Raw genomic sequence first — 13,705 nt, forward strand, 5'->3', positions numbered from 1 at the left:
CCCGGATGAAAAAACTATACTACCTTATCGTATTATTATTCCCACTGCTGGTTTTAGGGCAGAGTGCGGACCAGAATTATATCAAGACGATGATCTATAAAAAAGCAGTTCTGGCCACAATTCCCGGAACTGTTCCGCCGGTAGAAACGGCAGATATCCAGATCACCTATATGGATGGGCTGGGTCGCCCGATCCAGCAAAGGGCTTATCGGGAAACCCATACAGGGAAAGACATGGTGACCCACATCGAATATGATGGGCTGGGGCGCCAGTCTAAAAATTACCTTTCTTATCCTAATAATAGTACACCTTCCCTAAACTATGATCCAAATGCGGCTACAGCGGTAAAGGATTATTATACGCCTTCGGGGGTGAGTTTTACCAATTTTGAAGGTACGGCCTATCCGTATAGCGAAACTCAATATGACAATTCACCTTTGAACCGTGTGGTTAAACAATCAGCTCCGGGTGATGATTGGTATATGGGCAGTGGTCATGAAATTAAAATGGAGTATCAGGCCAATACCGCGGCTGACGGTGTCAAACAATTTAAGGCAAATGCCCAATGGGTGGCTTCGTATGGGATTTTTACTATCTCAATGACTGAGCTGAGTAGTTATGGTACCGGGCAATTGGTCAAAACGGTATTAAAAAACGAAAACTGGACCTCTGGTAAAGACAATACTACCGAAGAGTTTAAAAATCCAAAAGGGCAGGTAGTGCTCAAAAGAGCTTACGAATCACAGGTCGCCCATGATACTTATTATGTGTATGACCAGTATGGCAACCTGACGTATGTGCTTCCACCTTTAGCCGGAGGAATTGTAACTCCTGAGATATTAAATAATCTGTGCTACCAATACGGCTATGATGAAAACAACCGATTGGTTGAAAAAAAGCTACCCGGTAAAGAATGGGAGTTTATTGTGTATGATAATTTAGGCCGGGTAGTGGCTACAGGCCCGGCACTTTCCCCTTTTGGGGACGAAAGCAAAGGCTGGCTGGTTACCAAATACGATGCGTTTGACCGGGTAGTGCTGACGGGTTGGATGCCTGTTGCTTTTGAAACCTTAACCCGTAAAAATTTACAGTTTAGCTTAAACGCTACGGTTACCAACCTGAATGAAACCAAAAGTACCGCGGTTAGTACAGTGAATGGTGTTGGGTTTAACTATACGAATGTGGCTTTCCCGACTTCAGGGTGCCATGTGCTGAGTGTCAACTATTATGATGATTATGCTTTTGCAGGTGCGCCTTCCAGTTTTGCAGCAACAGCAACAGCGGATATCTATTATAACAATAGCACCCAAAAACCTAAAGGAATGCCTACGGGCAGCTGGACCAGGACCCTGACGGGGATCAGCCAGTATGATGGGGAAACGGCCTATGTGTTGTATGACGTAAAATCCAGGGCAGTATGCAATTACAGCAGTAATAATTTCGGGAAATACACCCAGGTGGATACCCAATATGATTTTTCGGGCAAACCCCTGAAAGCCATTACCCTGCACCGGCGCAGTACGGCTATGGCAGAGGTTAAAACCACCCAAACCTTTGAATATACGCCACAAGACCGTTTGCTACGCCACCGCCACCAGGTGAATAACCTTCCGGAAGAGGTGCTTTCGGAAAACCGGTATAACGAGCTGGGACAGCTCTGGATAAAAAAAGTAGGGGGTGTGGTGGATAATCCGTTACAGGTAGTTGATTACGGCTATACAGTACGGGGCTGGCTCAAAGCCATCAATCCGGATACTTCCGGGCCACCGCCACCGCCAAATGATTTGTTTTACCTTCGCCTGAATTACAGTACGGCAGAAGGCGATCCGGCTCCGGCAGTACAACAGTATAACGGAAATATTGCACAGGTAAGCTGGAAGACAGCTTCTGACGGGCAATGGCGGAAGTACCATTACAGGTATGACAACCTGAACCGCCTATTGAGTGCGAATTACCAGAAGAATTATGATGCTACTTCGGCTTATGATGAGCAGTTGACTTATGATAAAAATGGCAACATCCAATCACTGCTGCGCAATGGAGGCCATGATCTCCAGGTAGGTATCGCGATGGATGAATTGGTATATGGCTACTCCCCAAACAGCAACCAACTGGAAAAGGTAACGGATAATAGCCAAAACGCGGGCGGCTTTTATGATGGGAATACCGCAGGCAATGATTACGAGTACGATCTAAAAGGGAACTTGACGATAGACCGAAATAAAGGCATTAGCAAAATCTATTATAATCACCTGAATCTGCCTACAAAAATACTTTTTGGTTCGGAATCCCGAAAAATTGAATATTTTTACAATGCTGATGGTAGTAAAATACTAAAACAGGTGACCGATGGGGCAACAGTGACCAGTACAGATTATTTGGATGGTTACCAGTATACCAACGGGGTATTGCAATTTTTTCCTACTGCCCAGGGGTATATCAGCCATTCCGTGGGGAATTATAACTATGTGTATAACCATACGGATCACTTGGGGAATGTTAGGGTATCGTATGCAAAAGACCCGGTAAGTGGACTGACCAAAATTGTAGAGGAAAGCAATTACTATCCTTTTGGGATGAAACATGCCAATTACAATGACTATGCTCCTCCTGCGCCGGGAATAGCCAATAAGGGGTATCAGTACAAATATAATGGTCAGGAGTTGCAGACCGAGCTGGGGCTAAATTTGTATGATATGCCTTTACGCGATTATGACCCTGTCATTGGGAGATGGAGTTCTATGGATCCCGTAGTAGATTTTGAGCGCTCTCCTTATAATGGCTTCGACAATAATCCAGTGTTTTGGTCGGATCCAAGTGGGGCTTCTGTAACTTTTTACAACAATGGAGTCACAGCAGATGGGGAAGATGCAGGTGCATTTTATAATGCGATACTCGGGGCACAGAATAATGGTATTGCGTCGTTTACGCCATTAGGCCCCATTTATGACTATACGGCATATACCACCTTACCACCGGTATACCTGAATTATGGGAATTTTGGAGATAATGCTACAATGCTACGCCAACATGTTTATAGGAATAGCCCTTTTTATAATTATATTTGGGAACAGGGCAGGCAAAGGCAATTGGATAGTTTTAATACAATGTTGGATGCCTTTGGTCTCATTCCAGGTATTGGTGAATTTGCTGATGGACTTAATGTTGCTATTTATACTGCCAGAGGCGATAAAGTGAATGCTGCTATTAGTGCAGCTTCGATGGTACCTCTTTTAGGTTGGGCTGCAGTGAGTACTAAATATGCGGTTAAGGGGGGAGTGCAGGCTGCTGAATATACTTTTACGAAATCAGCTGGAAAGCATCTAACAGAGGTTGTTACCAAAGGAGCAAATAAAGGGCAATTATCAAGGCCTTATATGAATTCATCGTTAACTATTCAAGAGATTATGTCAACTGGCAAAGGAAGTATTGATGCTACTTTTAAAGGCGGTATGAATTGGAAGGTGCCGGGTACGTTTAGAGGGTCTCAAGGAATTTGGGAATTAGGGATTAATCCTAAAACAAGTGTCATTTATCATTTTAATTTCGTCAAATAACAAACTATGAAGTTTATAATTGATCATACAGATTATATAGGTAGCTCTAAACGACTAATCTATGATGCAGAGGAATTTTCTTTTGAAACAGAACCCTCAATACAAGAGATAAATTTTGATATCGTGATAAACAGATTAAGCCTATCGGCAGTTGATGATGATAACAAGATTGTTCAGCTTAGGGGTTTTTGTGGATATAAAGAATGGCAAAAATCTAATTATGAGCCACCTAAATATAAGGCTGGTATTTTGAAAGTTGCAGGTCATTTAGAGGAAGGTTTCTCTTACAGTGTAAGCAAAGATGATTTGCCAATGTTTATTAATGTTCAAAGTGGCTGGCTATGTATTGGAAACCCAGAAAAGAAGGGTAATACTGTTGAGTTTATAAATAATTGTGTTGTCGTTATTGACGATGACAAGGAATTTATATCTCTATGGCTAAAGCCTGAAACATTGCCTGATATTTAATAATAAAAGCCACCGATTAGGTGGCTTTGTTGTTTATCTAAAAGCCTGTTTAGTTTTAAAATTTGGATGTAGGTATCAATAATGTTGAACAGCACGCTTTTGGTCTCTACATCCATTTTTTGTATGTCGTTGATACGTTCTACCGTTTCTTTATCGTATGAAGTATTTTCCCCTTCCCAGATTAAAAAGTCCACCGTTACGCCAAAAGTAAAAATAGTTTTGGAAATTAAAGTCAAAAAATCGAATATCTTTATGACGGGGCGGAACCAAATTACAAAAAAGGTTACAGAAGGAGCAACTATTGCCACAACAGAGTACTCCGATGGCTTCCAGTATAAAGATGGCGTGTTGCATTTTTTTCCTATTGCCGAGGGGTATATCAGCCATTCTGCGGGGAATTATAATTATGTGTACCACTACAAGGATCACCTGGGGAATGTTAGGGTATCGTATGCAAAAGACCCGGTAAGTGGACTGACCAAAATTGTAGAGGAAAGCAATTACTATCCTTTTGGGATGAAACATGCCAATTACAATGACTATGCTCCTCCTGCACCGAGAGTGGCCAATAAGGGGTATCAGTACAAATATAATGGTCAGGAGTTGCAGACCGAGCTGGGGCTGAACGTGACGGCGATGGATTACCGCCAATATGATAATGCACTAGGTAGATTTTTAGGAATGGATAGATTCGCAGAACTGTCTTTTTCTTTAACACCCTACAGGTTTGCATTTAATAATCCCGTTTATTGGAGTGATCCTACTGGTCTTTTTGAAACAAAAGATGACGCTAAAAAATGGGCAAAAACAAATGGAATAAGAACAGGTTGGTTTAGTCGTAACAAAATTCAAGAAAGTGAAGATGGAACCTGGGCAATTAACAATAAAGAACAAGGAACTTCTATCTTTGCAATTAATAAAGAAGATGCAGAAGCTTTGGGAATAAATGTAGGTGATGTTATCACTGCACCATTGGTTGAAGGAGCAACAAACGCAGGGGAATCAGGTTATAAATCTTTTGGCTGGCTTACTATATGGGGAACAGACAGAAGCGGTGATACAAGCGGTTTGAAAGGAACTACAACACATTCAGTGCAATCGAGTGATTTTATAACCCCTGGAATTTCTCGGTCTTTAAATAATAAGTCGACTGGTATATTAGAATGGATAATGAGTTTGGTTTATAATTCAGCTTATTCATCTCAATATGGTACCGCTATTGAGGAAGCTGTAAAGAAAAATGGGAATACCTCTACTATGGAAGTACAGAATTTAGAGCCAGTACTTTCTCCAGAAATACTCATCATTTTTCTTGACACGACACATTACCACATACATTTAGAAAAAAAGGCAATAGAAAAAAGGATAGGAAAGATGCCATTTAAGGGAACAAAAAGAGATATTCAAAAATCAAAAGACTCAATTAATGAGAAAAGCAATTACTACAACAACTGGTTTAACAATTAAAATTGTTATTATGCTAATACTTTTTTTTACTTCATGTAAAGAATCTTCATTAGAAGAATTAAAAACTTATTATCAAAATGGGAATATAAAAAGTATTGAGTATCTAAATAAAAAAGGAAAAAAGGAAACTGCCAGTAGGTACTATACTGAAGATGGTATTTTAAGTCATATCACAACTTTTAAAAATGGAACTCCAATTAAGGTTTTACATTTTTATAGTGATGGAAAATTGCATTATAGTTCTGAATTAATGCAAAACGATACAATAAAAGCATTAAGTTACTTCAAAAATGGTAAAATAAAAACTGTTGGTAATCTTATTGATACTATAAAAATTGGTTGGTGGAAGGAATATCGCTACGATGGCACTATAGGTGCAGCATATGAGTATCTAAATAATAATGGTAAACAATATCTAAATCAGCTAAAAGTTTATACTAAAAATGGTACCCTAAATGAAAATGAAAGTTCTTTTTTTACTCTAAGTCTTCCAGACACATTGCAAATAGGTAAAAATGCAGGAAGCATAAAATATTATTCGATACCAAATAAAAATTCTGAAAGATATTTATACATTATTATAGATAATGAATATGAAGGTGGAATAATAAAAAAAGACACTTTTTTTATTACAAATAATGAAAATAACCGATTCGGGATATACGCTTATAAGCCCGGTTTATTGAAAGTAAAAGGGACAATATTGGACAGGGAATTATATGAGAAAAAAGTAGGGAAAGATTCTTATGAGTTAGAATTTAAAGACGGATATAAATACTTTGAAAAAGAAGTGTATGTAAAGGATTAGGGTTAATTGTTTGGATATCATGAAAAAGTTCTCAAATTATGAATGTTAATATAATGAAAGGTATGGTTTAGATTCAATAGAAGTTATCCACTTGGCTTGCGAAGTAAATTAAGCAAGAAGTTTAAAGTAACAACCAACTCTAATCACAATTATTTAATTGTCGAAAATGTATTAAACAGAGAGTTTGATGTAAAAAATGCCTTCAAAGGTTTGGGTTTTGGATATTACATACATCCAAACTAAAGAGGGATTTGTATACCTGACCACTATTATGGATTTATACGACAGAAAAATTATAGGCTGGAGTTTAAGCAACGGAATGTGGACATATTAATAATACCGAAGTAGATAATATGATAAACGATAGTTATGAAAGATAAAATAATAATATCTGTATCATTGTTATTAACTTCATTTGGCATTTTTTCTCAAAAAGGAGAAATTCCCAAATATGTGATAATAACTTATCAAACGGACAAGAATAGAGATCAACACCCGGCAAAGGATTATTATTGGATCATTCCTTTAGATGATAGTTTTAAAGGCAAAAATGATTTTAAAATTTTCCCTCTTTATTTAGATGAATTTTCTAAAGATGATATAAATGATTGTGTCCATGGCAAAAATATCAATATTTTGACAATGAATTCCAGTGAGGATTTCTCATGGGGAGAGGAAGATAATAAACACATTAATAATCTTAAAAACATTTTAGACAAAAACAGCAAATTATTTTTTAAGATTAAAAAAAAGTGGACGAATAATTATAACGAAAAAATAAAAGTATTTATGACTCCTGTTTTTGGTGAATTTTGTAATAGTTTAATAGCTCCAGAAAGTGGAAAACTAATAGATTATAAAGGTTTGATTTATATTCCTATAAAGAATTTTAATCTTTATAGTGATTTTTATCGTCTAAAGTATGAGAAGGATATTTTAGCTAGTGATTTTTCAAACTTAATTTATGTTAATAGGAATTAGGAAACGAATATATTCGTAGTGTTCCAGATTAACTGTTTTTCTGAAGTAGCTGCTAATTGCTTTAACAAAATATAAATTTAAATTTTGGAATAAATAGAGACGATCATTGGGTCGTCTCTCTATTTTTATAGTTTTTAAAAAGGAATTGTTGATGGAGTAGAATACTCCGAGGGTTTCCAGTATAAAGCCGGGATATTGCAATTTTTCCTTACTGCAGAAGACTATGTAAGTCGTACCGGGAATGCATATAATTATATTTACAATTATACCGATCATTTGGGGAATGTCAGGGTTTCGTATACTAAAGACCCGGTAAGCGGGCTGACCAAAATTGTAGAGGAAAGCAATTATTATCCTTTTGGTATGAAACATGCCAATTACAATGACTATGCTCCGCCTGCACCGGGAGTGGCCAATAAGGGGTACCAGTACAAGTATAATGGTCAGGAGTTGCAGACGGAGCTGGGGCTGAACATGACGGCGATGGATTACCGCCAATATGATAATGCCATAGGGCGATTTAACAGTATGGACGTCTTATCAGTACTGGGAATGTCAATGACCCCTTATCAGTTTGGGAATAACAACCCGGTATCTTTTAGTGACCCTACGGGTTTGATTGCGGGGGGGAATCCATTTATGAATGGGCTTTGGAATAATAGTCCAGATAATAAAAATACAATATGGACGAATAACGGATATGGTTCTTTTGTGAATCAATCATATACCGGAATGGTGGATATTCAGGATGGAATGTATACGGATTTGACGGAAGTGGTTAATTTACCGGAAATTTCAGTTTCTATTCGTCCGGGCGGAGGAGCAGCAGGAATAGCAATTCAGAATCATGTGTATAATAATAGTCCTTTTTATGATAAATATACATTGTTTGGATTGATAAAAAACCCTGATGTTTATGATCCTATGGGGAATTATATAGCTAAGAGAGATAATCCAAATTATAATCCTGGTGAAACTAAATGGGATAGAATATTTCGGTTAATGAACAGCTCTCATATAGAGCAAATGGCTGATTTTGGAAGTGGAGGGCATAATATGTTGGGGGATATGGTAGAGCTATTCAAGTTGTAAAAGGGACTTATTCAGTGTATCAGGGAATTGATGCAGCAGGAAATGTTAAATATGTTGGAATTACTTCGAGAATTCCGGCACTTAGATTTGCAGAGCATTTAGGATCTGTTGGTACAGGAAAAGAAAATTTAATTTATCGAGTTATTGATGGTGCTAAGGATTTAAGTAAGGAACAAGCTAAAGTTTTAGAGCAAACATTGATAAATCAATACGGGATACAAAAAAATGGAGGGCAATTAATAAATAATATGAACTCAATATCTCCCAAAAAAATGGGAGGCTAATGGAATAAAAAAATAATGATAAGGACAAAAACAAAATTAGGAGATGTGTTTTCAGTTCAAATAGACGAAAATACAAAGAAATATTTTCAATATATTGCTAACGATTCAAATCAACTTAATAGTGATCTAATAAGGGTATTTAAGAAAAAATATAGGATACAAGAAAAAGTCGAATTGCATGATATAATAAATGATGAAGTAGATTTCTATGCTCACTGTGTAACTAAATTTGGTGTTAAAATGGAATTATGGGAAAAAGTAGGTAATGTACTTTTTAAAGGTGAAATAGATGTGATTTTTAGAGATACAAATGATTATGGGCGTAGAGTTGGAGATCAACCAATAAAAATATCTGAAAGTTGGTATATTTGGCAAATAAAGGATAAAGATTTTACCAGAGTTGGTAAGTTAAGTGGGGAAAATAGAAAAGCAGAAATAGGAGTTGTTATACCTCCTTTATCAATTATTGAAAGAATAAAAACTGGTAAGTATGATTTTGTATATCCTGATTTTGAATGATTTGAATAATAGATAGTATGTTAGGGTTTTTGTTCCTAATTATTTCAGAAAAACATTCTCAAAAATCAAAATTTTGATGATACTCTTGAATTCAAAACTAAACAACCTAAGGTTGTTTTTTATTATATATAGATGCATTTGAATAAAAATGAATAAAGTAGTGCAAACTGCTAAAAAGTAGTAAATTGTAGTTACGACACAACAATTCAGATGCACAACTTTACAGCAAATTACGAGAAAATTTTAGAAGTATTAAAGGAATTAGAGCTTAAGAGCGAGAATTTTTTATCTCAAGATCGAAGATCTATAAAAGAATAAAAAGAGATCATTGCTAATGATCAAGAAACATTATATAGAGAAAATAAGGCAATTAATTCAAATTGGCAAATATGGCCAGGCGCAATGATAATATAATATCATGAAGTTTATAAAAGCATACGAATTTTTATTTTACAAATTATTCGGATTTTTTGAGACATCAATGTATTCAAGATGGTGGAGTGAATGGAAATCATTGACAACAATTTTAGTATTGGAATTATGGACAATACACTCCATTAAAATTTATTATCATTTTTTCTCAGTGAAAGCATTAAATAATTCTGGTGATGCTATGAGTATAGAAATTATAGCTTTTGGGATACTTTTAGCAGTTATAAAATGGTACCTGTTTGAATATAAGGACAAATGGAAACAAATTGTGGCACACTTTGATAAGCTCCCTAAAAGCATAAATAGAAAGGGGTCTATAATTGTGGCTCTTTTTAACTATATATAATTATACCGATCATTTGGGTAATGTCAGGGTTCCCTATACCAAAGACCCGTTAAGCGGGCTTCCTAAAATTGTAGAGGAAAGCAATTATTATCCTTTTGGGATGAAACATGCCAATTACAATGACTATGCTCCGCCTGCACCGGGAGTGGCCAATAAGGGGTATCAGTACAAGTATAATGGACAGGAATATCAGCAAGAGTTTGACCTTGATCAATATTCAATGCCCTTTCGACAATATGACCCTGCGATAGGACGTTGGACTAGCATAGATCCTATAGTACAATTTAGTTTGTCACCCTATAATGGTTTCGGCAATAATCCAGTATTGTGGTCTGATCCAACTGGAGCTTATGCTGAATATAACTGGAAAGCTCATGATAATGGGTATATGGGGCTTACAAATATTGGTGGTACAAACTATGATTATGAAGGCAATGAAGATAATAAAGCTGTCTTTTCATTGAAAACTACTGCAAAGTTATATTTTGAAGGTAAGGATGTAAGTACTTTAACTGAAAATGATAAACAAAATATTTTTAAAACTAATGCAACTGAAACAATCGGGGTTTTATTATGGGAATTTGCAACTGGAACAGGTTTAGAAAATAGGAGTTTTAATTATGGAGAGCATCCTTTTGCAACTCAATTTATGGATGGTAGGATGCAAATTCCGGTTATATTGATCACCCCATTCCGTTTTAAAGTGAGCACCTGATTCCAGTTCAAAATGACCACCTAATTCCGGTGCAAAGTGAGCACCTCCGTTTTGATTAAAAACTATATTTTTTCATCTGTTAATTAGTATTCAAATATAATAAAATATCACTCTTTGTTTATTCCTCTTTTCTTTCTCATGGATTCTCCATGTAATTCAAGCCTATGAGATTGGTGTATAAGTCTGTCTAATATTGCATCGGCTATCGTTTTTTCTCCAATTATATCATACCAGCCTTGAACTGGTATTTGTGATGTCACGATTATAGAGCCGTTATTATGCCTGTCCTCTATGATCTCTAAAAGAGTAATTCGGTTATGGCTGTCAAGTGCCTGGAGTCCAAAATCATCAAGTATTATAACATCCTGTCTTTGTATTTTGGTAAGTTCCCGTAGATAAGTACCATCTGCTTTAGCCATTTTTAGTCTAGCGAACAATTTTGAGGTATTAAAATAACTTACCTTAAAACCCTGTATACAGGCTTGATAACCTAATGCAGTACCTAAATAACTTTTACCGACACCGGTGCTTCCAGTGATTAAAATGTTTTCGTTTTTCTCTATAAATTCGCATTCTGCCAGACGCAGTACCATGTTTCGGTCCAGGTTACGTGATACATCAAAATTGATACTTTCAATATTTGATTTGTAATGGAATTTGGCATTAGTGATACTTCGTTCAATACGACGATTGTACCTTTCATCCCATTCTGCATCAATAATCATCGATACAAACTGGTCAAGGGTATAATGATCTGTTTTCCCGCTTTCAATGGCTGTTTTAAAAGCATTAAACATGCCATAAAGCTTCATTTGTTTCATTTTGGTTACTGTGGATTCATTCATTTTTTCAAGATTTAATTTAGTTATAATAGTGTTTTCCTCTTATGTTACTGTGATCGGGAAGTTCCTGCTCAGGTTCTTGATCAAAATCAATATGATCCAAGTTGTTTTCTAAAATGTTTTGTATGGTCTTAAAATTGTAAATTTTAAAATCAAGTGCCCGCCTGCAGGCATTTATTAATCGCTGTCTGCCTACCTTTTTTTCAAAATTCAGTATTCCTAAACAGCTTTTATAAGCCTGTTCTGGATGATTTCTGCTTTCGATTATCTGCATTATATATTCTCCTACTGACTCATCAATATTATTAGCCCATTCAATGAAGCGGGCAGCACTCCATTGGGCTACAAATTGATGTGTACTGGCTAAATGCTCAGGAGTTGTTGTATAGACATAAGGTTTGTAGTTTCTTGGATGTACAGCTATTCGATTGTATTTATAATAAATCTCTACTGTTGATTTGGTATATAACAGCTTGGCTTTCTTCTTTACATATTGATACGGAACGCTGTAATAGTTTTTGTCCTGGCTTAATTGAACATGACCGTTTTGCATTACTGTTGCAAAAGACTGGTATTTAATTTCAAAACGATCTTGTGGGAGTGGACGCAGTTTTTCTTTCTCGTCTTCTAAAAATAATTCAAAGCGGGAATAAGGGCGTCCTGTCAGTTTTCTGTTATTGTGAGAGTCAAGTAAATCCCAGATCTGCTGGTTTAATTCTTCCAGAGAAAAGAACTTAGTTTCTTTTATGGTTACATAAATCCTTCGATATAATATCTTAACAGCTCCTTCAACTAGTGACTTGTCTCTGGGCCTGTAAGCTCTGGCAGGTAAAATTGTGGTTTCGTAATGTTCTGCTAAATCAGCCAGGGTTTCATTGATTGTCGGTTCAAAACGACTGCTTTTTATTACGGCAGATTTTAAATTATCTGGAACAATGGCGGCAGGAGTGCCTTCAAAAAAGCGCATGGCATTTTCTACCGAGTCAACAAAGTTTTCCTTTTGCTGGCTCATGGAAGCTTCAGCATACGTGTATTGGCTAGCGCCCAATATTGCTACAAAAAATTGTACTTCTTTGACTTCTCCAGTATCTATATCAATAATTGAGAGTGTCTTTCCGGCATAATCAACATACATTTTATCACCAGCCTTATGGTTCATATGCATGACCGGATTAACTCGTTTGCCCCATATATTGTAATGATAATGAAATTGTGAAGTTCGATAACCATCAGGATTTACAGCAATATATTGTTCCCACATATGCTGTACGGTAACGCCAACTTTTTTTAGTTCACGTTCCATTTTAGGAAAAAAATCATAAAGTGTCTGTAATCTCGGGCTAATGGCCTCTACACTAGTCTGGGAGAATAAAAGTTCCAGCTCTGCATCGGTTTTTTGGTCGATTAATTCAAAGCTTAATTCGAGAACTTCAAATAAAGAAATATATTTCTTTACCGTATTTCTTGAAAGGGATAAGTAGCTACTTATAAATAACTTACTCTTTCCATTACAATAGAATTTAATTACTTTTCTAATTTTACTCATGTCTGTTATTTTGTTTGCCATAATCCGTAAATTTTTAACGAATGTATGGTTCTAACAACATGAAAAAATCAATAGTTTTTAATACTTAATTCACCACAAAACTTGGTGGTCAATTTGCTCCGGAATTAGGTGGTCAGTTTGCTCCGGAACGGGTGGTCAATTTACTCCGGAATTAGGTGGTCAAATTGACCGGTTTTTCCACCTATACATCAATAAAAAAAACTAATTTAGAACACTAAACTTAGGACTTATGCACGAAATACAGCAGTACATCGAATATGTGGCTAAAGGAATCGAGATCACCGGTATTATTGCGCTGGTGGTTGGGATGGTGTTGGCATTAGGGAAATTTATATTGGGGATGCAGGCCGGGCGGCAACGTTCCTATAAAATACTACGGCAGGAGTTGGGCAAAGCGATTTTGCTGGGGCTGGAGATCCTTGTTGCCGGGGATATTATTGGGACTGTAGTGGCGGAACCCACAATGGATCGTGTACTGGCATTGGGGATTATTGTCCTTATCCGTACTTTTCTCAGTTTGTCCATCGAAGTAGAAATTGAAGGCCGTTTTCCATGGCAGAAAAAAACGGAAGATCCGGCAAAAGAGTAAGAATAGTACTGTATTTTAATTATTTTACCGGAGTAATC

At 36.4% G+C, this 13,705-nt stretch carries 14 protein-coding genes and 2 pseudogenes; 13 read left to right on the forward strand and 3 right to left on the reverse strand.

The window, feature by feature from the left end; genetic code table 11:
- The first annotated feature begins 5 nt into the window (after positions 1–5).
- Together FK004_RS13815 and FK004_RS13820 are read left to right on the forward strand one after the other, a co-directional pair.
- Positions 6–3,557, forward strand: a complete 3,552-nt coding sequence (locus FK004_RS13815) for a DUF6443 domain-containing protein (RefSeq protein WP_108737790.1) — start codon at positions 6–8, stop codon at positions 3,555–3,557.
- Between the two features lie 6 nt (positions 3,558–3,563).
- Complete coding sequence (locus FK004_RS13820; RefSeq protein ID WP_108737791.1) at positions 3,564–4,025, forward strand: hypothetical protein; 462 nt, start codon at positions 3,564–3,566, stop codon at positions 4,023–4,025.
- Here FK004_RS13820 and FK004_RS19245 read toward each other — a convergent pair.
- Complete coding sequence (locus FK004_RS19245) at positions 4,022–4,261, reverse strand: hypothetical protein (RefSeq protein ID WP_157956112.1); 240 nt, start codon at positions 4,259–4,261, stop codon at positions 4,022–4,024. The genes FK004_RS13820 and FK004_RS19245 overlap by 4 nt on opposite strands.
- On the opposite strand from FK004_RS19245, the gene FK004_RS13825 reads away from it, so the two are divergent.
- The 10 genes and pseudogenes from FK004_RS13825 (at position 4,245) to FK004_RS13865 (ending at position 10,669) form a co-directional block, all read left to right on the forward strand.
- Positions 4,245–5,492, forward strand: a complete 1,248-nt coding sequence (locus FK004_RS13825; RefSeq protein WP_157956113.1) for an RHS repeat domain-containing protein — start codon at positions 4,245–4,247, stop codon at positions 5,490–5,492. The genes FK004_RS19245 and FK004_RS13825 overlap by 17 nt on opposite strands.
- Complete coding sequence (locus tag FK004_RS13830) at positions 5,452–6,300, forward strand: toxin-antitoxin system YwqK family antitoxin (RefSeq protein ID WP_108737793.1); 849 nt, start codon at positions 5,452–5,454, stop codon at positions 6,298–6,300. Before FK004_RS13825 ends, FK004_RS13830 begins: the two co-directional genes overlap by 41 nt.
- Positions 6,301–6,493: 193 nt before the next feature.
- Positions 6,494–6,622, forward strand: a pseudogene (locus FK004_RS19710) (DDE-type integrase/transposase/recombinase); the annotation flags it as partial.
- Between the two features lie 47 nt (positions 6,623–6,669).
- Positions 6,670–7,281 carry a hypothetical protein gene (locus FK004_RS13840; protein ID WP_108737795.1) on the forward strand — a complete coding sequence of 204 codons (612 nt, stop codon included), beginning with the start codon at positions 6,670–6,672 and terminating at the stop codon, positions 7,279–7,281.
- 195 nt (positions 7,282–7,476) lie between these two features.
- Positions 7,477–8,373, forward strand: coding sequence for an RHS repeat domain-containing protein (locus tag FK004_RS13845; RefSeq protein WP_108737796.1), 897 nt, complete (start codon positions 7,477–7,479; stop codon positions 8,371–8,373).
- Between the two features lie 14 nt (positions 8,374–8,387).
- Complete coding sequence (locus tag FK004_RS13850) at positions 8,388–8,657, forward strand: hypothetical protein (protein WP_108737797.1); 270 nt, start codon at positions 8,388–8,390, stop codon at positions 8,655–8,657.
- Positions 8,658–8,672: 15 nt separating this feature from the next.
- Positions 8,673–9,176, forward strand: coding sequence for an Imm26 family immunity protein (locus FK004_RS13855; protein WP_108737798.1), 504 nt, complete (start codon positions 8,673–8,675; stop codon positions 9,174–9,176).
- A gap of 210 nt (positions 9,177–9,386) precedes the next feature.
- Positions 9,387–9,479 (forward strand): annotated as a pseudogene (locus FK004_RS19715) (IS982 family transposase); the annotation flags it as partial.
- A gap of 115 nt (positions 9,480–9,594) precedes the next feature.
- Positions 9,595–9,954, forward strand: coding sequence for a hypothetical protein (locus FK004_RS13860; RefSeq protein WP_108737799.1), 360 nt, complete (start codon positions 9,595–9,597; stop codon positions 9,952–9,954).
- A gap of 13 nt (positions 9,955–9,967) precedes the next feature.
- Complete coding sequence (locus FK004_RS13865; RefSeq protein ID WP_262497650.1) at positions 9,968–10,669, forward strand: RHS repeat-associated core domain-containing protein; 702 nt, start codon at positions 9,968–9,970, stop codon at positions 10,667–10,669.
- 107 nt (positions 10,670–10,776) lie between these two features.
- Here the strand turns inward: FK004_RS13865 and istB are convergent, their stop codons facing one another.
- Together istB and istA are read right to left on the reverse strand one after the other, a co-directional pair.
- Positions 10,777–11,514, reverse strand: coding sequence for an IS21-like element helper ATPase IstB (gene istB, locus FK004_RS13870; protein WP_056251131.1), 738 nt, complete (start codon positions 11,512–11,514; stop codon positions 10,777–10,779).
- A 16-nt stretch (positions 11,515–11,530) separates the two neighbouring features.
- The gene (gene istA, locus FK004_RS13875) at positions 11,531–13,078 is read right to left on the reverse strand and encodes an IS21 family transposase (protein WP_108735486.1); all 1,548 of its coding nucleotides are present in this window, start codon (positions 13,076–13,078) and stop codon (positions 11,531–11,533) included.
- A 229-nt stretch (positions 13,079–13,307) separates the two neighbouring features.
- On the opposite strand from istA, the gene FK004_RS13880 reads away from it, so the two are divergent.
- Positions 13,308–13,667 carry a DUF1622 domain-containing protein gene (locus FK004_RS13880; RefSeq protein ID WP_108737801.1) on the forward strand — a complete coding sequence of 120 codons (360 nt, stop codon included), beginning with the start codon at positions 13,308–13,310 and terminating at the stop codon, positions 13,665–13,667.
- Positions 13,668–13,705 lie beyond the last annotated feature (38 nt).

Origin of the sequence: Flavobacterium kingsejongi, from assembly GCF_003076475.1 — a bacterium.
GTDB lineage: Bacteria > Bacteroidota > Bacteroidia > Flavobacteriales > Flavobacteriaceae > Flavobacterium > Flavobacterium kingsejongi.